Annotated in this window: 28 protein-coding genes; 19 read left to right on the top strand and 9 right to left on the bottom strand. The window is 59.6% G+C overall.

The window, feature by feature from the left end:
• From G542_RS0113300 to G542_RS19325, 5 genes are all read right to left on the bottom strand, one after another.
• Window positions 1-535: Rha family transcriptional regulator (locus tag G542_RS0113300; RefSeq protein ID WP_034985912.1), on the bottom strand; the 535-nt coding region annotated here is incomplete at its 3' end.
• Window positions 532-798, bottom strand: a complete 267-nt coding sequence (locus G542_RS0113295; RefSeq protein ID WP_239857917.1) for a helix-turn-helix domain-containing protein — start codon at window positions 796-798, stop codon at window positions 532-534. The genes G542_RS0113300 and G542_RS0113295, both read right to left, overlap by 4 nt.
• Window positions 799-869: 71 nt before the next feature.
• Window positions 870-1103 carry a helix-turn-helix transcriptional regulator gene (locus G542_RS0113290; RefSeq protein ID WP_012697008.1) on the bottom strand — a complete coding sequence of 78 codons (234 nt, stop codon included), beginning with the start codon at window positions 1101-1103 and terminating at the stop codon, window positions 870-872.
• A gap of 376 nt (window positions 1104-1479) precedes the next feature.
• Entirely contained in the window at window positions 1480-1896 is a 417-nt protein-coding gene (locus G542_RS19330; RefSeq protein WP_244878717.1) for a tyrosine-type recombinase/integrase, read from the bottom strand.
• Between the two features lie 43 nt (window positions 1897-1939).
• Window positions 1940-2767, bottom strand: coding sequence for a tyrosine-type recombinase/integrase (locus G542_RS19325; RefSeq protein ID WP_244878716.1), 828 nt, complete (start codon window positions 2765-2767; stop codon window positions 1940-1942).
• A 132-nt stretch (window positions 2768-2899) separates the two neighbouring features.
• Between G542_RS19325 and G542_RS16995 the strand changes: the two genes are divergently transcribed.
• The 13 genes from G542_RS16995 to G542_RS0113225 all read left to right on the top strand — a co-directional run bounded on the left by G542_RS16995 (window position 2900) and on the right by G542_RS0113225 (window position 13003).
• On the top strand, window positions 2900-3718 hold the full coding sequence (locus G542_RS16995; RefSeq protein WP_051190066.1) for a hypothetical protein: 819 nt from the start codon (window positions 2900-2902) through the stop codon (window positions 3716-3718).
• Window positions 3719-3782: 64 nt separating this feature from the next.
• Window positions 3783-4229, top strand: coding sequence for a GNAT family N-acetyltransferase (locus G542_RS17650; RefSeq protein WP_012697011.1), 447 nt, complete (start codon window positions 3783-3785; stop codon window positions 4227-4229).
• A 2-nt stretch (window positions 4230-4231) separates the two neighbouring features.
• Entirely contained in the window at window positions 4232-4543 is a 312-nt protein-coding gene (locus tag G542_RS0113270) for a hypothetical protein (protein ID WP_012697012.1), read from the top strand.
• A 1-nt stretch (window position 4544) separates the two neighbouring features.
• Window positions 4545-6212 (top strand): portal protein, encoded by a 1668-nt coding sequence (locus G542_RS0113265; protein ID WP_027824362.1) that lies wholly within the window; start codon window positions 4545-4547, stop codon window positions 6210-6212.
• A gap of 41 nt (window positions 6213-6253) precedes the next feature.
• Complete coding sequence (locus tag G542_RS0113260; protein ID WP_034985909.1) at window positions 6254-6577, top strand: Bbp19 family protein; 324 nt, start codon at window positions 6254-6256, stop codon at window positions 6575-6577.
• Entirely contained in the window at window positions 6570-7205 is a 636-nt protein-coding gene (locus tag G542_RS0113255; protein WP_027824360.1) for a hypothetical protein, read from the top strand. The genes G542_RS0113260 and G542_RS0113255 overlap by 8 nt, the downstream gene beginning before the upstream one ends.
• Before the next feature lie 18 nt (window positions 7206-7223).
• Entirely contained in the window at window positions 7224-8234 is a 1011-nt protein-coding gene (locus tag G542_RS0113250; protein WP_012697016.1) for a major capsid protein, read from the top strand.
• Window positions 8235-8248: 14 nt separating this feature from the next.
• On the top strand, window positions 8249-8710 hold the full coding sequence (locus tag G542_RS0113245) for a Bbp16 family capsid cement protein (RefSeq protein WP_012697017.1): 462 nt from the start codon (window positions 8249-8251) through the stop codon (window positions 8708-8710).
• Window positions 8711-8722: 12 nt separating this feature from the next.
• A complete protein-coding gene (locus G542_RS18620; protein ID WP_012697018.1) occupies window positions 8723-8965 on the top strand; it encodes a hypothetical protein in 243 nt (80 codons plus the stop codon).
• 66 nt (window positions 8966-9031) lie between these two features.
• Window positions 9032-9637, top strand: a complete 606-nt coding sequence (locus tag G542_RS0113240) for a phage connector family protein (protein ID WP_027824359.1) — start codon at window positions 9032-9034, stop codon at window positions 9635-9637.
• A complete protein-coding gene (locus G542_RS16985) occupies window positions 9637-12318 on the top strand; it encodes a hypothetical protein (protein WP_211218838.1) in 2682 nt (893 codons plus the stop codon). Before G542_RS0113240 ends, G542_RS16985 begins: the two co-directional genes overlap by 1 nt.
• A 32-nt stretch (window positions 12319-12350) precedes the next feature.
• Complete coding sequence (locus tag G542_RS19560; RefSeq protein WP_012697021.1) at window positions 12351-12695, top strand: type II toxin-antitoxin system RelE/ParE family toxin; 345 nt, start codon at window positions 12351-12353, stop codon at window positions 12693-12695.
• The gene (locus tag G542_RS0113225; protein WP_012697022.1) at window positions 12692-13003 is read left to right on the top strand and encodes a helix-turn-helix domain-containing protein; all 312 of its coding nucleotides are present in this window, start codon (window positions 12692-12694) and stop codon (window positions 13001-13003) included. Before G542_RS19560 ends, G542_RS0113225 begins: the two co-directional genes overlap by 4 nt.
• A 114-nt stretch (window positions 13004-13117) precedes the next feature.
• Here G542_RS0113225 and G542_RS0113220 read toward each other — a convergent pair whose 3' ends face one another.
• Together G542_RS0113220 and G542_RS0113215 are read right to left on the bottom strand one after the other, a co-directional pair.
• On the bottom strand, window positions 13118-13408 hold the full coding sequence (locus G542_RS0113220; RefSeq protein WP_012697023.1) for a HigA family addiction module antitoxin: 291 nt from the start codon (window positions 13406-13408) through the stop codon (window positions 13118-13120).
• A 9-nt stretch (window positions 13409-13417) separates the two neighbouring features.
• Complete coding sequence (locus G542_RS0113215; RefSeq protein ID WP_012697024.1) at window positions 13418-13699, bottom strand: type II toxin-antitoxin system RelE/ParE family toxin; 282 nt, start codon at window positions 13697-13699, stop codon at window positions 13418-13420.
• A 116-nt stretch (window positions 13700-13815) separates the two neighbouring features.
• Between G542_RS0113215 and G542_RS0113210 the strand changes: the two genes are divergently transcribed.
• The 4 genes from G542_RS0113210 to G542_RS0113195 all read left to right on the top strand — a co-directional run bounded on the left by G542_RS0113210 (window position 13816) and on the right by G542_RS0113195 (window position 22942).
• Window positions 13816-14415, top strand: a complete 600-nt coding sequence (locus G542_RS0113210) for a hypothetical protein (RefSeq protein WP_027824358.1) — start codon at window positions 13816-13818, stop codon at window positions 14413-14415.
• A gap of 10 nt (window positions 14416-14425) precedes the next feature.
• Window positions 14426-16579 (top strand): glycosyl hydrolase 108 family protein, encoded by a 2154-nt coding sequence (locus G542_RS17645; RefSeq protein WP_081666840.1) that lies wholly within the window; start codon window positions 14426-14428, stop codon window positions 16577-16579.
• On the top strand, window positions 16576-18060 hold the full coding sequence (locus G542_RS0113200) for an LPD22 domain-containing protein (RefSeq protein WP_027824357.1): 1485 nt from the start codon (window positions 16576-16578) through the stop codon (window positions 18058-18060). The genes G542_RS17645 and G542_RS0113200 overlap by 4 nt, the downstream gene beginning before the upstream one ends.
• Window positions 18061-18175: 115 nt before the next feature.
• Entirely contained in the window at window positions 18176-22942 is a 4767-nt protein-coding gene (locus G542_RS0113195) for a MuF-C-terminal domain-containing protein (RefSeq protein WP_211218837.1), read from the top strand.
• A 41-nt stretch (window positions 22943-22983) separates the two neighbouring features.
• Here the strand turns inward: G542_RS0113195 and G542_RS19755 are convergent, their stop codons facing one another.
• The gene (locus G542_RS19755; protein WP_155826714.1) at window positions 22984-23541 is read right to left on the bottom strand and encodes a hypothetical protein; all 558 of its coding nucleotides are present in this window, start codon (window positions 23539-23541) and stop codon (window positions 22984-22986) included.
• Window positions 23542-23606: 65 nt separating this feature from the next.
• Window positions 23607-23744: a hypothetical protein gene (locus G542_RS19750; protein ID WP_155826712.1), complete on the bottom strand. Its 138-nt coding sequence runs from the start codon at window positions 23742-23744 to the stop codon at window positions 23607-23609.
• On the opposite strand from G542_RS19750, the gene G542_RS19745 reads away from it, so the two are divergent.
• The gene (locus G542_RS19745; RefSeq protein ID WP_155826710.1) at window positions 23734-24339 is read left to right on the top strand and encodes a hypothetical protein; all 606 of its coding nucleotides are present in this window, start codon (window positions 23734-23736) and stop codon (window positions 24337-24339) included. The genes G542_RS19750 and G542_RS19745 overlap by 11 nt on opposite strands.
• A gap of 15 nt (window positions 24340-24354) precedes the next feature.
• A partial coding sequence (locus G542_RS16970) for a DUF4376 domain-containing protein (RefSeq protein WP_244878715.1) occupies window positions 24355-24719 on the top strand: 365 nt, incomplete at its 3' end.

Raw genomic sequence — 24719 nt, 5'->3', positions numbered from 1 at the left:
CGTTCTGCATGGAAGGTGACAGGTTGGCCCGTTGTCCCTTCTCAAGGCCGAACGCCCGGTTTATCAGTTTCTCGACGTTGGAGTGGAATACCTGCTCCGGTGCTTCGCTGCCGAGCTTTCTGGCCGTATCTGCCATGTTGCGGGCGGCATCATGGGCTAGGTGGTAGAACGGCAGGTATTGGTTATGGCGGGCGTCCTGATGCTTGCGGGCCTCGCTGAATGCTTGCACCAGACGGAATTTCACCTCGACAGCCCGTTCGGTGTTCCGTGACAGCGTGGCGGCGAAATAGGCCTGGTCCTCGTTCAGCAGAGCGAAGCGCACAGATTGGCCACGGCCTGCGGTCAATTTCTCTGTTTGAAACCGAAAAATTCCTAGCCGCTCCAGCTTGTTCCGGTAACGCTCAAGGTTCTGAACGAGGTTGTCGTGCTGGATGCCAAGTTCCTCGGCCACGATGCGCGAGTCAATGCGCGGTTCGTCCCTGACAATCACCACGGGCAATCCGTTTTCTGGCCGATGAATGGTTTGCCTGGTCATTGCCGCCCCTCCGTGTCAGAGAAAAATCCTGGTGCCGGCCATGCAGGCACTCCCAGCGAGTAGCGGGCGACATTGCGCCGCGTCGCTCCCCGGAAACGAATCTCCGGCTCAATGCGGGTAATGACGTTGAATCCCTTGTGCCGCAGGTTATGGATGCGGGCGGCTGCTTCGGGAATGGCGGCATTGGCGGTCAGCTCCAATGACAGGACACCTTCCGGGTGCTGGCGCAGGATGTTGAGCACTTGGGCACATTGGCCGGTCACGGCTGGTGCTTCCGAGGTAGAATGCTGACGCACCCCTGCGCCCGTACCGGTTTCGACTGGTCGGGCGCATTTCATTTGGTAGCCTCCCCGGCAGATTCAATCCATGCCCGGACATCCTCGGCCCGCCAGCAGGTGATCCGCCTGGACAGCTTGATCGGAGCGGGGAAGGTTCCGGCGCGGACACGACGCCAAAGGGTGGTTGCCGAGAACGGCAGGACGCCACGGGCACCCGTGCGGTAATCGCCAACCAGCTGGATCTGGCGAACGTAACCGGTCTGGGGAATATCGAAGGTCTGGTGTTGCATGATTCGGCCTCCTTCGGCCTACATTGAAAGTTGGCCAATGAAACCGCATCAAATTCGAGATACGCGCACGGCTGGGGCTTTCCCGAACGGAAATGCCTTGATCTGGCTGGCAGCCGTAGTCCAGCCATTGCCACGATCTGCCAATCTGGCAGGCGGACAGTTCCCTTCTGATTCAGGCCAGGCTATCCGGGCCAATCGCCGGGTTGTGTTTTCCCGGTCAAATCAGGGAGAAAAGCGCAAAAAAGGTGGGACAGGTGGGACAAAGGTGGGACAGCCAAAACCCTTGCCAAATAAGGCTTTCAGCCAACTTGTCCCACTGTCCCACCTGTCCCACCCGATTTTTACCTACACGTGAGAGCGCGCCGAAATACCGGGCTCAGGCAATCATGCGAATGTTGGTTATCCCGCCGTCCCGTCCGCTTTCCACGTAATCCGCCCATGCCTGCATCAGTGCGCGGCGCTGCTCCAGTTGGCTGGAGCGATGATAGGCAGCCTCTACCTTGTTTTTGATCATGTGCGCCAGCGCCTTTTCAGATAGCTCGCCCGGATAGCCGTGTTCGATTGCCCAATCCTTGAATGTGCTGCGAAAGCCGTGGACGGTTGCATGGCGGCCTTCGGTATCGCTGGGGGCATCCACCTCATGCAAGTATCTGGTCAGCGTCATGTCAGAGACCACGCGACCCCGGTTCGGGGGGAATACCATCGCAGAAAACGGGTGCCGTTCGCGCTGCTGGCGCAGGATAGCCATGGCACGATCAGACAACGGCACTTGATGGGTCGCGCCTGCCTTCATCCGTTCGCCCGGAATCGTCCAGACTTTGGCTGAAAGATCGACCTCATCCCATACCGCGCACCTCACCAGACCGGGCAGCCGTGAGGATCAGAAATTCCAGCATTGGCCGTGCGACGCTGACTGGCCTGCCTTCGCCAAGGTGCGCAGCCACAAAGGCGGGTAGCAAGCGCCACGGCATTGCCGGGTGATGCTCTTCCCGCTCGGCCTTGCTCGGTTGCTTGGGCAGCAGCCGGCTCAGGGCGCTATCGCATTGATTGGCGGCGATCAGGTCGCGGGCCAGACACCATTCCATTACGGTTTGCATGCGCTGGCGCACACGGGCAGCGGTTTCAGGCAGCACCAGCCAGATTGGCAGCAGCACGGCAGCAAAGTCGCGCCTAACCAGATCAGCGACGGGTTTGTCCCCGATCTTCGGGAAGACGTGACGGCGTAGCGAGTTGATCCAGTCTGCGCTGGCGTGCCGGTTCGACCAGCCGGGCGACAGCGTTTCATGGGTATGGATAGCGGCCTGCTCAAACGTGATGCGCTCGTTGGCAGCCTCGGCAGCGGCTTCCTGCTCCCGTTTGTGGTCAATGGGGTCAATGCCCTGTAGCACCAGCAACCGGGCAGCCTCGCCAAGCTCTCCTGCCTGTTTGATCGTGATGGCCGGGTATTTGCCCAGCCCGAGGTCTCGCCGCTTTTTCGATGTGGGCGAGGTGAACCGGAATATCCATCTGCCCGTGCCCTTTTCCTTGAGTGGTATCAGCCACAGTCCAACCACACCGCCATGAGCCTTTGCCTTGTCAGTCGGCCTGATGTTTGCCGCCTGTCTGTCCGTCAGTACTGCCACCTGCTTTCCCTCCCAAATCCGCACCACATTTCCGCCCCACATTAGGTGCGTTTACCCCACATTTCCGCCCCACATTTGGCGCGGGCTGTCATCACCCGTCATGATACGACAAGATTCAATAAACCCTGAAAATACAAATACTTACGATGGGTATTTTTCGTTTCATGTCGTGTCATGACGGCCCAAAAATGCGGACGACGCTTCCGCCATCGCTGGGTTGCCCGCCAGATCGACAGCCGGACCGTTGAAGGCACCAACAAGGAACAGATTGCCAAGTGGGCGGAGGACTACGGCGAGGAATCGGACTTTTTCAAAGTGCGGGTGCGCGGCATGTTCCCGTCAATGTCGGCTCGCCAGTTCATCAGCGAAACGGACGTGAGTGCTGCCTATGGTCGCGCATTAAGGCCCGAGCAGTACCAGTACGCGCCGAAGATCCTGACCGTTGATCCGGCATGGGAAGGTGACGATGAATTTGTAATTGGCCTGCGGCAAGGGCTGTCATTCCGTGTCCTGCACACCATGGCCAAGAACGACAACGATCTGGTCGCTGCACAGGTCATTGCCCGGTACGAGGATGAGGAAGGCGCTGATGCCGTCTTTGTGGATGCCGGTTTCGGTACCGGGATCGTGTCGGCCGGCAAGAGCATGGGGCGGGACTGGACGCTGGTCTGGTTTGCCGGGAACAGCATGGATGCAGGTTGTCTCAACAAGCGGGCAGAAATGTGGCGTGACGCGCGCGACTGGCTCAAGAGCGGCGGGGCGATTCCGGATGATCCGGTATTGCGTGACGAGCTGCAGGCCCCGGAAATCGTGCCGCGCCTGGATGGCAAGATCCAGATCGAGTCGAAAAAGGAAATGAAGGCGCGCGGCGTGCCGTCCCCGAATCGGGCTGATGCGCTGATCCTGTCGTTTGCCTATCCGGTGACCCGGCGCGATCCTCTGGACGCATTGCGCAATCACAGTGAGCGGCGGGAGTACGATCCCTACGCCTGAGCCGTGCGCGTATCGATGCCGGTTTTCCCTACCCTCCATGCATTCGTTGCCTGGAGGGTTTTTCATGCCTGAGATTCGTCCCATTTCGGTAGTGGCCTATCTGGAGGCGGCTGCCGGATTGATGCAGGCACACCAGAGGGAAACCGAGCCGGGCATGTCGAGCGATGGCCCGCATCCGCTGAGCCACGTTTATGCCGCGCTGGAGCAGGCGGGCAGCGTGGTGGCCTTTGGTGCTTTTGACGGCGATGAGCTGGTTGGCTATTCGGTGGCGATCATTGGTCCGCACCTGCATTACGGCTATCTCTACGCTCACCACGACGTCCTGTATGTGCGTCCGGATGCCCGCAAGGGAACGGTCGGCCTGCGACTGATGCGGGCTACCGAAGCCGAATCAAGGGCGCGCGGGGCCAGATGCGTCACATGGCACGTCAAACCTGGCTCCAGGCTGGAATCCATCGTGTCTCGCACCGGTTATGCGGTGGAGGAAATTGTTTACCGTAAGGAGTTTTGACCATGCCCGCCGCCCCTATCGTTGCTGCTGTAGCCGCTGTCGCCGGAACGGCCTATTCAATGTACTCAGGTGAGCGTTCTGCCAAGGCTCAGGCCAATGCCCAAAGGCAGGCCGAGGCCAACGCCAGAAAACAGCAGAAGGCCGCTGACGAGGCGAATAACCGCGCCAACCAGAAGCGGGCCGATCCCGGTGCCGCGCTGGATGCTGCTGCCCAGGCAGGGAAATCCGGTGCATCCGGAACCATGCTGACAGGGCCGGAAGGGATTGATCCGTCTGCGCTGACCCTGGGCAAAAATACCTTGCTGGGTGGTTGATATGGACGGGCCATCCATTCAGAAGCGGGTCAGTGCGCGCTGGGAGGCACTGAAGAAAGAGCGCTCCAGCTGGATGTCTCACTGGTCCGAGATTAGCGACTATCTGTTGCCACGCTCTGGCCGTTTCTTTGTCGAGGATCGCAACAAGGGCAACAAGCGGCACAAGAACATCCACGACAATACCGGCACCCGGGCATTACGTGTGCTGGCGGCTGGAATGATGGCCGGCATGACCAGTCCGGCTCGCCCGTGGTTTCGCCTCACCACGTCTGATCCTCAGCTGGATGAGTCCGCAGCCGTCAAGGCATGGCTTGCTGACGTGACGCGCATCATGCAGATGGTGTTTGCCAAGTCCAATACCTATCGTGCCCTGCATTCCTGCTATGAGGAGCTGGGGGCATTCGGAACGGCCTGCACCATTGTCCTGCCGGATTTCAACGGGGTCATTCACCATCACGTCCTGACGGCTGGCGAATTTGCCATTGCGGCAGATTATCGGGGGCAGGTGAATACCCTGTATCGCGAGTTTCAGATGACGGTCGGGCAGATGGTCGAGGAATTCGGCTTGTCAGCCTGTAGTGCCACAGTCCAGAAACTGCATGAGCGGTGGTGTCTGGATGAGTGGGTCACTGTCATTCATGCCATTGAACCGCGGGCTGAACGCCGCCGTGACCGGATGGACGCCCGTAACATGGCTTGGCGCTCCGTGTATTTCGAGCCCGGCAACCGTGAAGGGCATGTGTTGCGTGAGTCCGGCTTTCGCGAGTTTCCGGCCTTGTGCCCGCGCTGGTCGACCTCGGGCGGAGACATCTATGGCAATAGCCCGGCCATGGAGTCATTGGGTGACATCAAGCAGTTGCAGCATGAACAGCTGCGTAAGGCTCAGGGGATCGACTACAAGACCAAGCCGCCCTTGCAGGTGCCATCCAGCATGCGCGCCCGTGACATCGACACGCTGCCCGGTGGGGTGAGTTTTGTGGATGCGGGCACGCCCAATGGTGGCATCCGCTCGGCTTTCGAGGTGGGGATCGACCTGTCTCACCTGCTGGCCGACATTCAGGACGTGCGAGAGCGCATCAAGGGCAGTTTCTATGCCGACCTGTTTCTGATGCTGGCCAATGGCTCCAATCCGCAAATGACAGCAACCGAGGTGGCCGAGCGGCACGAAGAAAAGCTGCTGATGCTGGGCCCGGTGCTGGAGCGCCTGCACAACGAAATCCTTGATCCCCTGATCGAGATGACGTTTTCCCGCATGGTCGAGGCCGGCATCGTGCCGCCACCTCCAGAGGAGCTGCAGGGCGTGGACCTGAATGTCGAGTTTGTCAGCATGCTTGCCCAGGCCCAGCGTGCCATCGCCACCAATTCCGTGGACCGGTTTGTCGGCAATCTGGGAGCGGTCGCCGGCATCAAGCCGGAAGTACTCGACAAGTTCGACGCCGACCGCTGGGCCGATGCCTACGCCGACATGCTGGGGATCGACCCTGAGCTGATTGTCCCGGGAGATCAGGTAGCCCTGATCCGTCAGCAGCGGGCGCAGGCGCAACAGGCACAACAGCAGGCCGCAATGCTCCAGATGGGGGCTGATGCCGCGCAAAAGCTGGGCAGCGTTGATACCAGCCAGCCCAGTGCGCTGACCGATGTGACCCGCGCTTTCAGTGGCTACACCTGAGCCGTGCGCGTATCCGGATTGCCACTGCGTAGATTTGCTCCATGAGCACATACGACCCGACCGACATTGACCGCCAGTTGCAGGACGACGCCGAAAGGAAAGCGCGCAAGCAGCTTGATCGGGATGCCGAAGCCGAGGATTTCAAATGGTTGATGGGCAGCAAGCGCGGGCGGCGGATTGCATGGCGGCTGCTGGAGGATTCCGGGGTGTTCCGGCTCTCGTTCAGCACCGACCCGCTGCAGATGGCGTTCAACGAAGGCAACCGGAATTTTGGCAACCGTGTTCTGGCACTGGTTCATGCCCATTGCCCGGAGAAATACCCAACGATGATCAAGGAGCAAACCGATGGACACCCTGATGACTGACGAATCCGCTGGCCAGCAGGCCAATGCGGATGCCGGCGACCAGAGCCAGCAACAGACTGGCGGGGCTGATGGCAGCCAGCAGCAAGCACCCGAAGCACAAGCCGATCAAGGCCAGCAGACGAATGCGGCTCAGGCGGCAGAAGGGCAGCAGCAGGAACAGAAAACAGCCGGGGCTCCTGAGCACTATGACTTCAGGGCACCCGAAGGCATGCAGTTCGATGCGGCGGTGATCGAGCAGTTTTCAGGTGTCGCCCGTGAGCTGAACCTGCCGCAGGACGTCGCACAGCAGATGCTCGACAGGATGGCCCCGGTGCTACAGGCCCGCCAGAGCGAACAGCTGGCAGCGGCCAGCGAGCAATGGGTCACTGCCGCCAAAGCCGATCAGGAATTTGGTGGCGAGCAGCTGGCTGAAAACCTCGGGCATGCCCGGCGCGCGCTGGACCAGTTCGGGACGACCGAGTTGAAAAGCCTGTTGAACGATTCCGGCCTGGGCAATCACCCCGAAGTCATTCGCTTCATGGTCCGGGCCGGCAAGGCCATCAGCGAGGACCGTTTCGTGGCCGGTACCCGTGGCGCATCCGGGCCAGGGGATGACCCCGCCAAACGCCTCTTTCCCAATCATGCGTAACAGCAAGGAGTTTCACCCATGACCGTTCTCGCAACCACCCATCCGACTTTGCTGGATGTGGCCAAGCGGCTGGACCCGAACGGCAAGATCGACACGATTGTCGAGTTGCTGAACCAGACCAATGAAGTCCTCGACGATCTGACCTTTGTCGAAGGCAATCTGCCGACCGGCCACAAGACCACGGTGCGCGTGGGCCTGCCGGTGCCGACGTGGCGCAAGCTCTACGGCGGTGTGCAGCCGACCAAGAGCAAGACCACGCAGGTAACCGATTCGTGCGGCATGCTCGAGGCCTATGCCGAAATCGACAAGGCGCTGGCCGACCTCAACGGCAATACCGCAGCTTTCCGGTTGTCGGAGGATTCTGCCCACATCGAAGGCATGTCGCAGGAAATGGCGTCGACGCTGTTCTACGGCAATGAAAGCGCCGAGCCGGCGGCCTTTACCGGTCTGGCTCCGCGCTTCAACAGCCTGACGGCAGAAAACGCGGACAACATCATCAGTGGTGGCTCGGTTGCCGGGCAGACCGACAACACGTCGATCTGGCTTTGTGTCTGGGGCACCAATACCGGCCATGGCATCTACCCGAAGGGTTCCAAGGCGGGCCTGTCCATGGAGGACAAAGGACAGGTGACCATCGAAAACGTGGATGGTCAGGGCGGGCGCATGGAAGGCTACCGCACCCATTACCGCTGGGACATGGGCCTGAGCATCCGTGACTGGCGCTATTTCGTGCGCATTCCGAACATCGATGTGTCCGAACTGAAGGATTCCGCCAACGGCCCAGCAGCCCAGAAAAAGCTGATTCAGCTGATGGTGCAGGCCACTGAGCGGATTCCGAGTTTCGGCAAGGGACGGGCGGTCTGGTACGTCAACCGCACGATCCGCGAGGCACTTCGTCTGGGCATCCTGGAAAAAACCGCCAGCAACCTGTCGTGGGAAACCGTATCCGGCAAGCGCGTCATGACGTTTGACGACATTCCGGTGCGCCGCGTGGATGCTCTTCTCAACTCTGAGGCGCGTGTCGCCTGAATCAAGGAGCCGTCATGATTATCGACAAGCGCAATGAATTTGCCTCGGCCACGGCACTGAATACCGGAGGGGCGGGCACCTACAACGTGGGGGATGTGATCGACCTGTCGGTTGCCAATGACCTCGGGGGCGATGGTGCGCTCTATCTGGTCATTCAGGCTGACAGCACCATCACGGCCGGCGCCTCCGGCACGGTGGCATTCCAGCTGGTGTCGGATGCGGGCAGTGCTCTGGAAACGGATGGTTCGCAGTCCGTGCATTTCAGCACGGGAGCCCGGACAGTGGGTGCGGGGATTCCTGCCGGGACGGTGCTGGCCGCGGTGCAGTTGCCAATGGAAGGCAGCAAACCCTATGAGCGTTTCATCGGGATTCAGCAGGTGACTGGGACGGCCGCCGTGACAGCCGGCAAGATCAATGCATTCCTGACGCCCGATGTGGCCCGCTGGAAGGCATATGACTCCCCGTCGCAATCCTGACATGGGGGAGTCATGAAGAATGTGATTGCTACAGCCCCCGGCTTTCATGGTGGATGCCGGATCCGTCCCGGTGAGGCTTTTTCCGTGTCGGACGAAGAGCAGGGCAGCTGGTTTGTTGAAGCCGCAGCCGGCAAGACGCCCGCGCCACCGAGAAAGGGCGGACGTAAAAATCAGGCGGATCCGGAAACCCTGGGGGAAATAGCCCGGAGCGATGCGGATACCCTCCCGCCGGGTGATGTGCCGGCCACGCCCTGATGGCTGGCCATATTCAGGACATCCGGGGGCTTGGTGCCCCCGTTTTTGCTGGAGCTGGAAACTGTCATGGCTTCTGTTGTTGATATCTGCAATCTTGCGCTGGCCCGGCTGGGGGATGACGCCACGGTGGCCAGCATTGACCCACCCGAAGGCTCTCCGCAGGCAGAGCAATGCGCCCGGTTCTATCCGGTTGCGCGGGATGCCCTGCTGGAAGCCCATCCATGGCAATTTGCGGTTCGCCGCGTCAGGCTCGCCCAATTGAGCCTGCCGACGTGGAACTGGCGCCATGTCTATGCCGCGCCCAATAACGCCTTGCAGTTGCTGGGGGTGTTGCCTGAAGCCGCAGCCAGTGATGATGAAACCGAATCATTCGAGACCGAGAGCGATGACAGCGGCGCTATCCTGATCCGTACTGATCAGGCCGCCGCCAAGCTGCGATATACCGCGCGCGTCACCGATGCCTCGCGGTTTTCGCCTCTGTTCGTGGATGCTTTGGGTTGGTTATTGGCCTCGCATCTGGCCGGGCCGCTGATCAAGGGGGCGGAAGGAGCCAAAATGGCGCAGCAGTGCTATGCCAATTTCCGTACGGTGTTCTCGCAGGCCGTGGTGTCGAATGCGAACCAGCGCCATGTTGAACCGAGCCATGTTCCTGACTGGATGGGGGCACGCTGATGGCTACGGTCAAGTTACTGCAACGCTCCTTTGCAGGGGGTGAAGTCACGCCGGAGTTTTTTGGCCGGATCGACGATGCCAAATACCAGTCCGGTCTGGCTGTGTGCCGGAATTTTGTCCTGGCACCACACGGCCCGGCCATGAACCGTGCAGGCTTTGCATTCGTACGCGAGGTGAAGGACTCCAATCTCAAGGTGAGGCTGATCCCCTTCACATATTCCACGACGCAAACGATGGTCATCGAGCTGGGAGCTGGATATTTCCGCTTCCATACCCAGGGTGCCACCCTCATGCAGCCCGATGCACCGGATTCTCCCTATGAGGTCAGCAATCCCTATCGGGAGGACGAGTTGTTTGACCTGCATTACGTCCAGTCCGCAGACGTCATGACGCTGGTTCATCCCAATCATCCACCTCAGGAACTTCGGCGGCTTGGGGCAACGAACTGGGAACTGAAGCCGGTTTCCCTGCAACCTGTCATTGCTCCGCCAGAAAATGCCGCCGCGTCTACGGCAGGCTGCTCGGAGGCCAAGTACGACTACGAATATGTCGTGACTGCGGTCATGGTCGATCTGGTGAACGAGTCGGCCGCCTCCAACGTGGCCACTGTCCGCAGCAACGTGTATGAGACCGGATGCACCAATACCATTTCCTGGAGCGCGTCGGCCGGCGCCTATCGCTACAACGTCTACAAGAAGGAAGGGGGCGTGTATGGCTACATCGGGCAGACGGCCGGCTTGTCGCTGGTCGATGACAACATCAGCCCGGACCTGAGCAAGACGCCGCCGATTTACGACAACGTGTTTTCGGTAGCCGGCCAGATCGAGTCGGTACCGGTGACCGCGGGCGGCTCGTTTTATGGCACGCATACCGGGATTATCCAGTCCGTGACCGTCCTGAACGGTGTGCTGTTCAAGTACATTTCGTTTGAAGGCGCTATTGCGGCAGGAAAGATCACGATCGAGCTGTCCGTTTCCGATCCGACGGGATCAGGCGCCCGGTTGTCTGCCACCGTTGGATCTGTTGCGTGCGATGGATACTCGGTCACGGCAATCAAGACAGTCACGGTAATCGACGGCGGCAAGGGATATACCTCGCCCAGTATCGTCACGGTGGTCAAGCAGGACGGGCGGCCCATAACGGGGTGGGGTCCGATTCATGCAACCTACAGCGTGTCCACGTCACCCAATACCGTCCAGCTTGCCGTCACGGACTCCGGTGGCGGCAGTGGTGCTGCCCTGGAGCCGGTGATCATTGATGGAGCCATTACGGCGGTGAACGTCATCAACGGAGGCTCCGGCTATTTTGCGCCGGTGGTTTCCGTTTCCTACGCCGGGGGCGGCAGTGGCGCAACATTTGGCCAGCCGGTGGTGAAATCTTCGGGCGACTATCCAGGTGCCGTGAGCTATTTCGAGCAGCGACGCTGCTTTGCCGGCACCACGCGCAAGCCCCAGAACATCTGGATGACCAAATCCGGTACCGAATCGAACATGGGCTATTCATTACCTGTGCGGGACGATGACCGGATTGCCTTCCGGGTATCTGCGCGTGAAGCCAACACCATCCGCCACATCGTGCCGCTGGCCCAGCTGCTGCTGCTGACCAGCTCGGCAGAGTGGCGTGTTACGTCAGTCAACAGCGATGCCATCACTCCCAGAAGCATCAGTGTGCGGCCACAATCCTATATCGGGGCTTCCAATGTCCAGCCGGTCATCATCAACAACACGCTGATCTACGCTTCAGCCCGGGGCGGGCATGTGCGTGAGCTGGCCTACAACTGGCAAGCCGGTGGTTTTGTGACCGGAGACCTGTCCATCCGTGCTCCACACCTGTTCGATGATTTTGAAATTGTCGACATGGCATTCGGCAAGTCACCCCAGCCGGTGGTCTGGTTCGTGTCCAGTTCCGGGTGCCTGATCGGGCTGACGTACGTACCTGAACAGCAGGTCGGGGCGTGGCACTGGCATGACACGGACGGTGTATTCGAGTCCTGCGCAGCCGTGGCAGAAGGGGCTGAAGATGTACTGTATTGCGTCATCCGCAGAACCGTAAACGGCTGCTCTCGGCGCTACGTCGAGCGAATGGCCTCGCGGAAGTTCACTCATCAGGCCGATGCATTTTTTGTGGACTGCGGAGCGACATACACTGGTGAGTCGGCTGACCGCATCAGCGGGCTGTATCATCTTGAAGGTAAAACCGTCAGTATCCTGGCCGATGGCGCAGTGCATCCTCAGCGTGTGGTGACCGATGGAACCATCACACTCGATGTTGAGGCCAGCAAGGTGCAGATCGGGTTGCCGATTACGGCCGACCTGCAAACCCTGCCGATTGCGGCACAGGTCGACGGAGCGTTTGGGCAGGGGCGCTTCAAGAACGTCAACAAGGTCTGGTTGCGCGTCTATCGTTCCAGCGGCATCTGGGCCGGGCCTGATGTTAACCGGTTGACCGAGGCCAAGCAGCGGAAGAATGAATCCTCCGGCTCTCAAGAGCGAAGAAATCCCGCTGAACATTACGCCTTCATGGGCCGACAGCGGGCAGGTTTATGTGCGACAGGTCGACCCGCTGCCTTTGACCGTGGTGTCGATGACGGCCGAAATCGTGATGGGAGGGTGAGTAAAACCGGATACCCGAATGATGATTCCGATGGTGACTTCACTCGAAATCGCTTGGACACGGGTTGAAAACCAAACGCAAGTTGCGTATATTTTTATGAGTGAAAGCTTCATTCATCGAGTTACCGGCATTTGCACGTTATCGTCAGGGCTATCTTGACGATGATGCGTTTCGTGAGTTGCAGCAGTACTTGCTTGATCGGCCGGATGCAGGAGATGTCATACAGGGAACAGGTGGCCTGCGCAAAGTAAGGTTTGCTGATGCCCGGCGTGGCAAAGGCAAGCGTGGCGGTATCAGGGTCATTTACTATTGGTGGCTTGGCGGGAATCAGTTCTGGCTGTTTACGCTCTATGACAAGGATGAAGCAGGTGACCTGAGCCACGATGAGCGCAAAGCAATCAAGGCTATGCTGGAACGCGAAATCAATGCAAGGAGTCAGACATGAAGCGCAATCTGTTTGCAGAACTTACCGAAGGCATGGATGCGCTCCGTGATGAGCGCGAAGGCAAAGTGACGTTACGCCAGCACACGGCAGAGCGTAAAGAAGCCCCGACAGTGAGCGCGCAAGAGGTTCTGGCCCTGCGTACCCGGTTACATCTCTCTCGCCCGGTATTTGCACGCTATCTGCGTACGAACGAACGGACGCTGGAAAACTGGGAGCAAGGACGGGCCAAGCCTAATGCCCAGGCCGCTCTCCTGATCCGGATGGTGGAGCGTTATCCGGATACCGTACAGCGACTCGCAACGATCTGACCCTGCACACGACAAGCCCCTCCAAGCGGGGCTTCGCGTCGATTGCAGACCGGTCATCGTTGAGTAGTCATGATTCGAAAACCCGCACGGTCAAGAACTGTGCGGGTTTTTCTGTCAGGTTGCCTGTGATGCGAAGAACATGCGCTCGACGTGTGGGCGCGGGCGCTGACCGGCCTGCCACAAATCGTAGGCTGACTGCATGCCAAGCCATAGTTCTGGCGTTGTACCCAGTGCCTCCGAGAGACGAATGGCCATGTCTGCACTGATACCGGCATGGCCGTGCAGAATGCGGGATAAAGCCGTCCGTGTAATACCAAGTTTCCTGGCTGCGTCGGTAACGCTGATTCCATCCAGCCAGTCAGCCAGCACGGTTCCAGGGTGTGCCGGGTTGTGCATGCGGCTCATAGCGTACTCCTAGTGATAATCCTGATAGTCAACCAACTCCACATCGCCAGTGGGCAAAAACCTGAAGGTCAGTCGCCAGTTAGCATTGACGGTAACAGCGTAGTGTCCGGCCAGATCCCCTTTTAGTAGGTGGAGTTTCCAGCTTGGAACCGCCATATCGTCTGGTTGTCTGGCCGAGTCGAGTGCGGTCAGCTGCTTTTGAAGTTTTCCTGCGTGGTCAGGCCGGATACCCGCCTTGCTGCCCGTCAGGAAGAACGACTCGAGTCCCTTGTGACAGAACGAAGTAATCATTCGTGTAGTGTATAGCAACAGTTTACGAAGTCAAATGCACAGGCTGGCATTGGGCCCGTGCGCGTATCCGGCATTCACTGATCTACCGTACGGCCATATTTCCGGAGTATGGCCGTATGACTTTTTCCGCTTCGAGCGGGGCGCTTGCCCAAGCCTCGCTTATATCCCAGATCGGTGGCGTGGCTGCTTCCACGGTGGGTGGGTATTACGCAGCAAAATCCCAGAAAAGTGCAGCCCAGTTCAATGCCACCATGGCCGAGCTCAATGCCCGCCAGTCCGAACAGCAGGCGCAATCTGCCTTGCAGCAGGGACAACGACAGGTCGCAGCCGTCACGCTGAAGGCCGGTCACCTCAAGAGCGCCCAGCGGGCTGCGCTGGCAGCCAATGGCGTGGATCTGGGTACAGGCAGTGCGGCCGAGCTGCAAGCCTCGACTGACATCATGAAGGCTGCGGATGCCAGCACGGCAGAACTGAATGCCCTGCAGGCCGCTTGGGGTTACCGCATGCAGGGCGTCAACTCCCGAAATCAGGCACTGATGGCTCGTACTCAGGCAAGGAGTATCAGCCCGTTTGGTGCTGCCGCTTCTTCGCTGTTGACGGGGGCAGGTCAGGTAGCCAATAGCTGGTATGGCCTGAGCAAGGTAGGGGCAATTGGCGGGAGCGGGGCATCCGCAGGTCAATGGATGATGGGCCAGAACGCCCGGATTTCGGGTTGAGGGGCAGCCCATGAAAGTTCCAGTCCAAGATGGTTTTCAGGTCATGCCGGCCATTGCGCCTGCCGGCCAGCTGGCGACGCCCCGGATGGAGAACGTGGCAGCCCGCCAGGCTGAATTGCTTGGTCGCTCGATGCAGGGGGGCGGTGTGCAGATGAGCCGGATGGCCATGCACATGCAGGAAGAGGCCAATCAGCTGCGTCTGGACGAGGCACAAATCCGGGCGCGGGAAGCACTGGCCAGGCTGACCTATGACCCGGAATCCGGTTACCAGTCCATCAAGGGACGCAATGCCCTGGATCGTCCGGATGGCAAATCGTTGTGGGACGAATACGGAGAACGCTTTGACGCCGAGTTGCAGGCGATTGCCGGCGGGCTTGGCAACGATATCCAGCGGCAGCGCTTTGCCGCGACAGCAGCCCGTTTGCGAGCCGGGCTGACCGGTTCGATCCAGCATCATGTCCTGTCTGAAAAGCGGACAACCCAGATCCAGACCAACCAGTCGATCATTGACAATCAGGTGGAGATTGCCATTCAGGGATACCGGGATGATTCGGCTATCCAGTCTGCCATCCATGGCCAAGTCGACGACGAGGGTGAGGTGCTGCAAAAGGGCATCGTGCAGGCTGTGGCCGAGCTTGCCCGGCTGAATGGCTGGGATGAGCCCACGCATTTGCAGCAGCAACGAAAAGCCGTCAGCCAGGCTCATGCGGGCGTGGCCAGCCGGTTGCTGGACGATGATCCGGCCGAGGCAAACCGGTATCTGAATGCCCATCAGGCGGACATGACTGCTGGTGATGTAGATCGTCTGAACCGGTCAATTCGTCCGGCGCTCGCACGGTCGGAAGGGTTAAAGCTCGGAGAGGCCATCTTCTCCGAAGGCAGCCTGCTGCCGACGTCATTCGATGACGCGGTCAGCATGGTGCTGAAATTCGAGGGTGGGTACACCAGGGATGATGCCGGAAGAGGGGAAACCAACTACGGCATCAACAAAACAGCCAATCCCGATGTCGACATCAGGAACCTGACGCCAGCCAAGGCCGCAGCGCTCTACAAGGAGCGCTACTGGAATGCCATTGGTGCAGATGACCTGCCCCCGGCCATTCGCATGATCGCCTTCGACACGGCGGTCAACATGGGGCCGGGTGCCGCCAACAAGCTGATTGCCGCATCGGGTGGTGATCCGGCCAGATTGCTGAACCTGCGTGAAGAGCGCTACGCACAGCTGGCCAGCAAGGAGCCCAACCGGTTTGGAGAAAACGTACAGCAGGCATGGGCCAACAGGATTGCCACGCTGCGTCAGCATCTGGCCAACAGCGAGAACGGCACGTTCAGCAGCCTGACAGGCATGCTGGACAGGGCAGACCTGATTGCCGACGAGGATCAGAAACGGGTGGCGAAACAGCATATCAAGGAGTTGTATTCGTTCGAGCAGGCCCGGAAGAAAGAGGAGTATGACGCCCTGTTCCTGCGCGTTCAGGAGATTGCCTATGCCAAGCCCGGTGGCTGGAAGGACATCGCTCCGGCCGACTGGGGAAGGCTGACCCATGAGGACCGGGCCAAACTTCAGGGGGGCGTTCCCAAAGAGTCCAGTCCGGACATCCTGCTGTTGCTCGAAAACCGTCCGGACCTGTGGGTATCCGGCAAGATCGAACAGTTCCGCTATCAGCTCTCAGAGGCTGACTACCGGCGCTATTTCACGCAGGGCAATGGTCCGGGAGCTGACCAGAAAATCCGCAAGGCCAGCTACGACGCGACGGTATTCAATCGTGGCCTCGTCAATGCCGGACTGGAAAAGCTGACCAAATCCAGGCTGTCCGACCGGGAGCGGGATCAAAAGCTCGAGCTGACGATGGCGTTCAAGCGCGAGATCGAGGCCCAGCAGCAGGCCAAAGGGCGAGCCCTGTCCCTGGAAGAACAGGAAACCCTGCTGGCCAGACTGCTCAAGCCGGTCAAGGTCAAGGCTATTTACACGAATCTTGGCGGACTTCTCCGTCAGGACTCTTCCATGGAAAAACACGTCTACGAGGTGCAGTCCCCCGGGAACATCCTCATTCCGGACAAGGCAAGGAAGCTGATCAGTGCCCGGGCCCGTGCGGCGGGCATTGCCGGCCTGAGTGAGCGGGAAATGCTGAATGCCTATCTGTCGATGGAAGAAGAACAATGAAAATGAGCGGTCTGGACAATTACCTGAACACCCTGGGCCAGCAGCGTAACGACCAGCTGGCCGGCTCCTTGCGTGATGCCCTGCAGGTCAATCCTGATGACTACGCCAAAACCGTCAGGCTGGCCAAGGCTGCCGGCGTCGAGGTTGAGGCCGTACCTCTTTACGCCGATGTGGCACAGGAAGCCCACTATCTGGAGGGGATCGGGTTTCGCACCCTCTGGAAAGACTCACCGAAGACCGCTGAATTCCTGAGCGATGCCAGGAATGCCAGGCTGGCTCATGATGATGTGGCAAACCTGTCGGTGCTGGAAAAGCTGGCCCGGTCTGCCGGGGCGGGTCTGACCGCCGCCAATGCCGCTCTGTGGGGGATGGCACAGGCCGGAACAGAACTGCTGGTGAAGCCTGTTACAGGCGCACTGGCCGGTCTGGGTGTTTTGCCGGAGGACGTGGGTGGCCGGATGGCCGAGTCGTTTTCCCGGATGCGCCGGATCCAGGATGACCAGACCGATACCCTGATGAGGAACGACGACGGGTTGACGCTGAATGGCGTCTACTCTGGCGTGCAGTCTGTTACCCAGACCCTTGCCATGGCTCCCGCTGCCATCATGACCGGTAACTCCGCACTGATGCTGGCACCACTTGCAGGGATTGCCGGCGGGCGCTCCTACGGCAAGGCCCGCGATGCGGGACGAACGCCTGCCGTGGCGACCATGTACGGCTTCTCGGATGGTGCCGTGGAGTACCTGACCGAGAAAATTTCGGCCGGCAAGCTGTTGGGTGACCTGCAAAAAGGCATCGACTGGAAAAAAATGCTGGCTGGCCAGCTAGGCCATGAGGCATGGACGGAACAGGTGGCAACGGTTGCTCAGGACCTGAACGAGTGGGCGGTTCTCAACCCTGACCGGCCCTTTGCCGAGTATCTGGCGGATCGGCCTGCGGCTGCCTATCAGACCCTCGTGGCTTCCATCGTAGCGGCCGGGGCGCAAACTGCGGTCATCAAGGGTGCTGACCGGGCATTGAACGGTGAGCGGGTGCGACGGCAACAGGAAAGCCAGGCCTTTTTCGAGGGGCTGGCCGATACCGCCAGACAGTCCAGGCTGCGGGAGCGCATGCCGGAAAGTTTCCGTGACTTGATGGACAAACTGACGGCAGACGGCCCGGTGTCGACCGTGTTCATGGATGCCCGTCGCTTCAGGCAATATTTTCAGGATGCCGGCCTTGATCCTGCTGTGGTCGCCAAAGAGGTGGGAGCCAAGGATTATGCCGAGGCACTGGCCCTGGGGGGCGACCTGTCCATTCCGACCAGCCATTTCGCAGAAAAGCTGGCTGGTTCGGAACATTTCACCGGTCTGGCACCCGACCTGCGCCTGTCTCCAGCAGACCTGACCGGACGTGAGCTACAGGAGCAGCAGGCCCGGCTGGATGATCTGGCGCGCGAGTGGGCGAATGGCCAGCGAAGGCCCGGATACTGTTCGGGATGAGCAGGGCATGAGCGTGGCTGACACCATTCAGGCCGATCTGGTGCAGCAACTGGAGGCTGCCGGGTTTGAACCGGATACGGCCCGCCAGCAAGCGGCCGTAACAACGGCCTTTTTCATGACGATGGGCGAGCGGACAGGGCAAGGCCCGGCCGACCTGTTCCAGCGTTATTTTGGTGGTGTCACCCGGACGGTTCCGGATGCGCTTCGGCAGCGTGTCGACACTGATGAACTGGATCCTTTGCTTGATCGTTTGCGGGCAGGGGAGATTCCCTCGCAAGCTGACGTATTTGGCCAGTCGTTGACCGGATTTTTGCGGGAGTTTGGCATCTCGGATCCTGCTGGTGAACTGGCCGGGCGCGATCTGGACAAGGGGTTGAAAGCCTTCCAGCGCCGGCTGGTCAGGGATGACGGCATTTCGCTGGATCAGGCTGTCGAGCGTGCCGTAGAGGCAGGGTTTTTCCCGGGACAGGAGATCGGTGAGGTTTCGGTCGCGGATTTACTGAATGCCCTGCTGGAGGACGAGACCAATCCGATCTATTCCGTGCAGCAGACCGATGCAGCCATGCAGGCTACCCGGGATACCCTGATGCAGTTAGGCAACTATCTGGATCAGCTGGGTGTGGATTTTTCCGCTCTGGACAATGCAGCCGTCAAGGCGGCCCTGCAGGGTGAATTGCCAACGGAACAAACGGTACAGAACCAGGCCGAGCGGGTATTCAACCAGTCCTACGACAAGCTGAAGGATGCGGCTGGCCGGCTCCGGCGTGCGGCAGAGAACATCACCAACGGTGTTCCGATCTCCAACCAGCCGATAGATTTTGGCGAGACCCCATACATCCTGCAAAAGCTCGGTGCCAAGGCCTTGCCGCTGGAAATGCGTGACCCGAAAAAGCTGCTGCAGATCGTGAAAAGCGAGGGGCAGCGGGAGGACGGGCACGGCCTGTCTGCGGACGTGTTGTCACAGATTCCCTATGCCCTGCATGACCCTCTGGCGGTCTTTGCATCAGCCACGCACGAGAATGCGCTGGTTGTAGTGACAGAACTCAAGGACGGGAAAGGCAATCCGGTAATTACCGCTGTTCACCTTAATGTTTCTGCGAAGAACCACCAGATAAACAAGGTTGCCAGTATCTACGGAAGGAGCAATGCGAAAACAGCATTTGCTGCCTGGGAGAAGGACGGCAAGCTACTGTATGTAAATGACAAAAGCCCTGATTTGCTTCGATCCGCCGGGGTACAATTCCCCATGGAAGAAGCGCGTCAAGGCTCTATGCAAAATGTACTGCTGCGCAGCGAGCTTGTCAACAACGATACGGTCCTGTCACAGGCCGGCAGCCAGCCTCGCGGGCGCATCCGCATCCAGGTGGAGCAGCATGAACAGTGGGCCCGCGGGTTTGAGCAGTACCTGAAAGAGGGCAAGGCTCCCAGTGCCGAGCTGCAGGGCGTGTTCGCCAGGTTCAAGGCATGGCTGCGTTTGCTATACGGTCGGTTGCGTGGCGATCTCAATGTCACGTTGAGCGATGAGGTGCGCGGTGTCTATGACCGCCTGCTGGCTACGGATGAGCAAATCCGGCAGGTCAGGGAGACAACCGGGCTGGGTGAGCCCATGTGGTCGGATGCGGCCGAGGCCGGCATGACGGAAGCTGAATGGGACGTTTACCGGCAGATGCGGGATGACGCCCGCGAGGAGGCTGACTCGGCGCTCACGGCCCGCATGATGGCTGAACAGCATCGCGAGCATCTGGCATGGTGGAAAGAGGCCCGGCAAAAGGTCCGGAGCGAAGTGGCCGAGGAGGCATCTTCATCTCCACTGGTTCAGGCCATGGCATTCCTGCGGGACGGCCGGTTGCCGAACGGCACCACGATTCATGAACTGGTGAAGCCCGCCAAACTGTCGAGGCAGGTGCTGGTGGAGCGATATGGCGAAGCCTTTCTGAAACGCCTGCCCCGCCCTTACCTCTATACCCGGGAGGGGGGCGTATCCCCTGATGAAGTCGCGGAACTGTTCGGCTTTGCTTCGGGTGATGAACTGGTGTACCGGCTTGCAGATGCGCCCAGCCCTTCCAAAGCGATTGAAGCGGAAACCGATGTCAGGATGCGGCAGCGTTATGGCGACATGATGACGGATGGCACGCTGGCAGAAAGGGCCACGGAGGCGCTGCACGGGAACAGGCAGCTGGACCTGATGCTGGCCGAACTGCGTGCCTTGTCGCGTCGTGCGGAGGGGGTATTGCCCGCAGGGTTCGTCGTGACGCCTCGCGAACTGTTCCGGCAAATGGCCGAGCGTACGATAGGCCAGAAAACCGCCCGGCAGGTTCGACCGCATGTCTGGTTGCAGGCAGAGCGGCGGGCGGCCAACGAAGCCATGCAGGCCGCCGCCAAAGGTGATCTGGCAGCTGCCGTTGATGCCAAGCAGCGACAGATCATGAATCACGAGCTGTACCGGGCGGCCGTTGCGGCTACTGAGCGGGTGGAGCGCATCCAGCGGCATATGGCAAAACTCGGCCAGACCAAAGTCCGGCAGCGGATCGGCAATGCGGGCGGAGACTATCTGGACCAGCTGGATGCCTTGCTGGAGCTGTATGAATTTCGCCCTGTGTCGGCAAGAGAGGTGCAGCGAAGGGAAAATCTGGCCGCGTGGCTGGAAAAGCAGGCAGAGGCCGGATTTGATGCTGCCGTGCCGGCTGAAGTGGCGGCGAGAACCCGTGTCGTCAACTACCGCGATGTCCCGCTGGATGAGCTGGAAGCCGTTCATGACACAGCGAAGATGATCGAGCATCTGGCCGGTACCAAGAACAAGCTGCTGAAGGTCCGCGACAAGCGGGATTACGAGGCAACCGTCGAGGCCATTGTCGGATCCATTCATGCCAACAATGCCATGAAAGACGGCTACCTGCCGTTGAATCCGACAAGGCTGGAGCGGATCCGGCAGCAGCTTGAATCGGTTGATGCCTGGCACATCAAGCCGGAAGCCTTGTTCCGGCAACTGGATGGTGACCAGTTGGGCGAGGCTCACCGCTCCCTGTTCCAGCCACTGGAGGATGCCCAGAATGCAGAGTCCGTGATGTGGGAAGAAACCGCCAGGAACCTGCAGGCCATCTGGGGGCGATATTCGCGCAAGGAGCTGGCTGAACTGTATGGCCGCAAGCATCAGATTCCGGCATTGCAGGGGGATTCCATGACGAAGGCCCAGATTATGTCCCTGGCCCTCAACTGGGGGAATGCCGGCAACCGTCAGGCCGTCCTGAAGGGTAATGACCGGCTCAAGGACAAGCCTGAAAGTATTGAGGCGATCATCAGCCTGCTGTCTGCCAAAGACCTGGAAACGGTACAGATGATCTGGGATGAAGTCGGCCGCTTCTGGCCGCAGATCGAAGCCATGCAGAAGCGGCTGACAGGGCTTGCGCCGGAGAAAGTGGAGGCAACTCCGTTTGTCGTGAATGGTGTCGAGCTGCGGGGCGGCTACTACCCGCTGAAGTACGATGCCCAGCGAAGCTATCGTGCCTTCAAGCGCGGCGAGGATGCCGGTGCCCGGCTCTTTGAAAACCATGTGGGCCGGGCCGCTACCCGGCGAGGGCACACGATTGAGCGTGTCGGATCGGCTGGCCAGCCGGTGCGCCTTGATCTGTCAGTGCTGGGGGATCATCTGCAGCAGGTCATTCACGACCTCGCTTTCCGTGAGGCCATCATCGACGTTAACCGGTTGCTGGCCAATGAACGGGTGCGAGAGGCGATTGAGGGCGCGACAAACCGCGAAATCTACCGGGCACTCCTGCCGTGGCTGAAGCGCATTGCCAATGAGAAAACCGTGGAGCAGCCCAGCCCGACGGAAAAAATCATCGGGCGCGTGAGAGCAGGCACGACCCTGATGGCAATGGGCTGGAAGGTGACAACAGCCATTGTACAGCCGTTGGGCTATCTCTCCAGTGTTCACCTGCTGGGGCGCAAGTGGGCGGCTCGAGGGCTGCGGGAATTCATTGGTTCGCCGGAAAAGATGCAGGCGACCCGGGATTTTGTCTATGCCCGTTCTTCCATGATGCGGAACCGTCAGACCGGTTTTGATCGTGATGTTCATGATCAGCTCTCAAGGCTGGCCGGCAAGCATGATGCGCTGGATCCGGTCAGAAAGACCGCGTTCTACTTTACCGGGATGATGGACATGGCCGTTGCGATTCCCACCTGGATGGGTGCCTACCGCAAGGCCATTCTGGAAGACGGTGCGACGGAACGCGAAGCCATTGAGGCCGCCGACCACACTGTCCGCTTCACCCAGTCCAGCGGCTACGCGAAGGATCTGGCCCGTATTCAGGGCGGCAGTGAGCTGCGGCGCATGTTCACCATGTTCTATTCGTATTTCTCTGCGCTCTATCAGATGGAAAAGCGCAGTTTCCGGAGAGTCAAATCGATCCAGGACATGCCCCGGTTCGTGGCGGACCAGATGTTGCTGTGGTTTGTGCCGGCCATTCTGGGCGAGCTGGTCGCAGGGCGGGGCCCGGGTGAGGATGAGGACTGGAACGATTGGTTTGCTGACAACTGGTGGAAAATTGCGACCTACCCGGCCCAGACGGTCGTTGGATTGCGGGACATCATCGGCGCAATCAACTCTCCCTTTGGCTATGAAATCAGCCCGGTGGCCCGGGCACTGGAAGCGGTTCCTGAACTGGTCAACCGTGCGGCGGACATGGCAACAGGGGAGCGGGATCTCAAGCGGTCTGACGTGAAGCTGGCCGTTGACTTGGCCGGAACATGGATGGCCTTACCGTCCAGTCAGGCATGGATTACCGGGTCGTATCTCTATGACCTGGCAACCGATCAGGAGGATCCTGCCGATCCCTTTGAGTTTCTGCGGAACCTGGTTTTCACCAGACGCCAAGCCGCCTGACCGTACACGTATCTCGGCTCCTGATTGATAGCCTCAAGCCATCAATAGAGGGAGTCGTGATGGCGATTTCGAGTGAGATACGCAAAGCCGGGCCATTCCTCGGGAATGGAACGGCGGCCTCGTTTCCGTTCGGCTTCAAGGTGTTTGAAGCGGATGATGTCAAGGTGGTCCAGGCCGACGCAGGCGGGGTGGAAACAACCCTGACACCGGGGGTTGATTACAGCGTTACGCTCAATCCGGAGCAGGAATCTGCGCCTGGCGGATCGGTGGTGTTGAACATCCCGCTGCCGATCGGAGAGCGACTGGCAATCACCAGCAGTATGGCCAACCTGCAGCCGATCACCCTGACGAACCAGGGCGGTTTCTATCCTGAGATCATCAATGCCGGCCTCGACCGGCTGACCATCCTCGTACAGCAGATAGCGGAACAGATCGGGCGGGCCATCAAGGTCAACATTTCGTCCAGCCAGGATCCAGCCGAGCTGGTGAATTCCCTGTTCGCCAGTGCCGACCAGGCTGCGAGCAATGCCGCAACAGCCGTGACGGCTGCCAATGCCGCAGCCGGCAGCGCGGCTGCCGCTGCCGACAGTGAGCGGCATGCCAGTGAATCTGCGGCTTCGGCAGGCCAGAGTGCGACCAGTGCGGCGGCTGATGCTGCATCCATTCACGGCAGCGTGGAAGCGGCAGCCGGGCATGCAGCTTCGGCAGCTTCCAGTGCGGCATCTGCTGCTGGCAGTGCTGCAACCGCCAGCAGCAAGGCCACCGAGGCAGCGGCCAGCGCCGGCAGTGCGATGGACAGCAAGACAGCGGCAGCCAACAGTGCAGCCGCTGCGGCCAGCAGTGAGCAACATGCCGGTGAATCCGCTGCTTCGGCTGCCCGGTCAGAAAATCATGCAGCGGAAAGTGCCCGGCAGGCGGCTGAAAGCGCAGCGACCGCCAGTGCTCCGATTGATGCTCATGAAGCCAAACCGGATCCGCATCCACAATACGCAACGGATACGGAATTGTCGGCCCTGTCCCAGTCATTGTCTGGTTCAGTCCAGAGTGCAATATCCATTGCCCAGTCAAAAGTGGCCACGGTCAACGGAGTGGGTCCGGATGCTTCCGGTAATGTTGCCGTCAATATACCTGGTGTTAATTACGACAGTCCGCAATCCAGTCATTTGGCAATTGGTGCTTATGCATTGGTGCGTATCAGAAGCGGGCAGATGACGGCCGGCGCAATAGTCAGCGGAAGCGATCTCGGTCTCGCTGGCTTTACCAGTTCATCCACCGTTACCTGTCAGTATCTTTCGAGTGCCGTAAATATTGGCTCATGGAGATCACATGGCTATGCACCGGGTACTTTTTCATCCGGAAATTTTGGTGGGGTTACGTTGGCCCAGCGAATAGCTTGAAACCATAGGTGTTATATGAATGTCAGGAATGCAAGGTTCGATAACCGCCAGGAAAACAGTATTACTGGTGATATTCAACACCCACTATATGGCTGGATACCCTATACGGCAATTCGAGGAATCTCTCAGGAAATGGACGAAATATTTGATGCATTTATTGCATCGCAACCTTTGCCTTATATGGAAACACCCCAGTATCTGGATGGCTTGCGTTGGCATGCGTTGGACAAGCTTCCCCAATGGGAGGAATCCGAGCGTACAGCCGGCATCGAACATGCCGGCCAGCGCTGGCTGACCACTCCGCTGGCACTGCAGGACATCCGTGACGTATTGCTCGCTGGTGCCGTGCCGAATGAGCAATGGGTGACGGCAGATCGCCA

The organism is Laribacter hongkongensis DSM 14985, from assembly GCF_000423285.1.
In the GTDB taxonomy this organism is placed as follows: domain Bacteria; phylum Pseudomonadota; class Gammaproteobacteria; order Burkholderiales; family Aquaspirillaceae; genus Laribacter; species Laribacter hongkongensis.
The sequence above is the reverse complement of the archived record's forward strand: the minus strand, read 5'-3'. Positions and strand labels throughout refer to the sequence as shown.

Excerpts from the sequence above, each read along its gene's own strand:
- G542_RS0113290 (WP_012697008.1), bottom strand. The coding sequence starts at position 1,103 with ATGCAACACCAGACCTTCGATATTCCCCAGACCGGTTACGTTCGCCAG.
- G542_RS19330 (WP_244878717.1), bottom strand. The coding sequence starts at position 1,896 with ATGAAGGCAGGCGCGACCCATCAAGTGCCGTTGTCTGATCGTGCCATG.
- G542_RS19325 (WP_244878716.1), bottom strand. The coding sequence starts at position 2,767 with ATGTGGGGCGGAAATGTGGTGCGGATTTGGGAGGGAAAGCAGGTGGCA.
- G542_RS16995 (WP_051190066.1), top strand. The coding sequence starts at position 2,900 with ATGACGGCCCAAAAATGCGGACGACGCTTCCGCCATCGCTGGGTTGCC.
- G542_RS17650 (WP_012697011.1), top strand. The coding sequence starts at position 3,783 with ATGCCTGAGATTCGTCCCATTTCGGTAGTGGCCTATCTGGAGGCGGCT.
- G542_RS0113270 (WP_012697012.1), top strand. The coding sequence starts at position 4,232 with ATGCCCGCCGCCCCTATCGTTGCTGCTGTAGCCGCTGTCGCCGGAACG.
- G542_RS0113265 (WP_027824362.1), top strand. The coding sequence starts at position 4,545 with ATGGACGGGCCATCCATTCAGAAGCGGGTCAGTGCGCGCTGGGAGGCA.
- G542_RS0113260 (WP_034985909.1), top strand. The coding sequence starts at position 6,254 with ATGAGCACATACGACCCGACCGACATTGACCGCCAGTTGCAGGACGAC.
- G542_RS0113255 (WP_027824360.1), top strand. The coding sequence starts at position 6,570 with ATGACTGACGAATCCGCTGGCCAGCAGGCCAATGCGGATGCCGGCGAC.
- G542_RS0113250 (WP_012697016.1), top strand. The coding sequence starts at position 7,224 with ATGACCGTTCTCGCAACCACCCATCCGACTTTGCTGGATGTGGCCAAG.
- G542_RS0113245 (WP_012697017.1), top strand. The coding sequence starts at position 8,249 with ATGATTATCGACAAGCGCAATGAATTTGCCTCGGCCACGGCACTGAAT.
- G542_RS18620 (WP_012697018.1), top strand. The coding sequence starts at position 8,723 with ATGAAGAATGTGATTGCTACAGCCCCCGGCTTTCATGGTGGATGCCGG.
- G542_RS0113240 (WP_027824359.1), top strand. The coding sequence starts at position 9,032 with ATGGCTTCTGTTGTTGATATCTGCAATCTTGCGCTGGCCCGGCTGGGG.
- G542_RS16985 (WP_211218838.1), top strand. The coding sequence starts at position 9,637 with ATGGCTACGGTCAAGTTACTGCAACGCTCCTTTGCAGGGGGTGAAGTC.
- G542_RS0113225 (WP_012697022.1), top strand. The coding sequence starts at position 12,692 with ATGAAGCGCAATCTGTTTGCAGAACTTACCGAAGGCATGGATGCGCTC.
- G542_RS0113220 (WP_012697023.1), bottom strand. The coding sequence starts at position 13,408 with ATGAGCCGCATGCACAACCCGGCACACCCTGGAACCGTGCTGGCTGAC.
- G542_RS0113215 (WP_012697024.1), bottom strand. The coding sequence starts at position 13,699 with ATGATTACTTCGTTCTGTCACAAGGGACTCGAGTCGTTCTTCCTGACG.
- G542_RS0113210 (WP_027824358.1), top strand. The coding sequence starts at position 13,816 with ATGACTTTTTCCGCTTCGAGCGGGGCGCTTGCCCAAGCCTCGCTTATA.
- G542_RS17645 (WP_081666840.1), top strand. The coding sequence starts at position 14,426 with ATGAAAGTTCCAGTCCAAGATGGTTTTCAGGTCATGCCGGCCATTGCG.
- G542_RS0113200 (WP_027824357.1), top strand. The coding sequence starts at position 16,576 with ATGAAAATGAGCGGTCTGGACAATTACCTGAACACCCTGGGCCAGCAG.
- G542_RS0113195 (WP_211218837.1), top strand. The coding sequence starts at position 18,176 with ATGACGATGGGCGAGCGGACAGGGCAAGGCCCGGCCGACCTGTTCCAG.
- G542_RS19755 (WP_155826714.1), bottom strand. The coding sequence starts at position 23,541 with ATGCCGCTCACTGTCGGCAGCGGCAGCCGCGCTGCCGGCTGCGGCATT.
- G542_RS19745 (WP_155826710.1), top strand. The coding sequence starts at position 23,734 with ATGGACAGCAAGACAGCGGCAGCCAACAGTGCAGCCGCTGCGGCCAGC.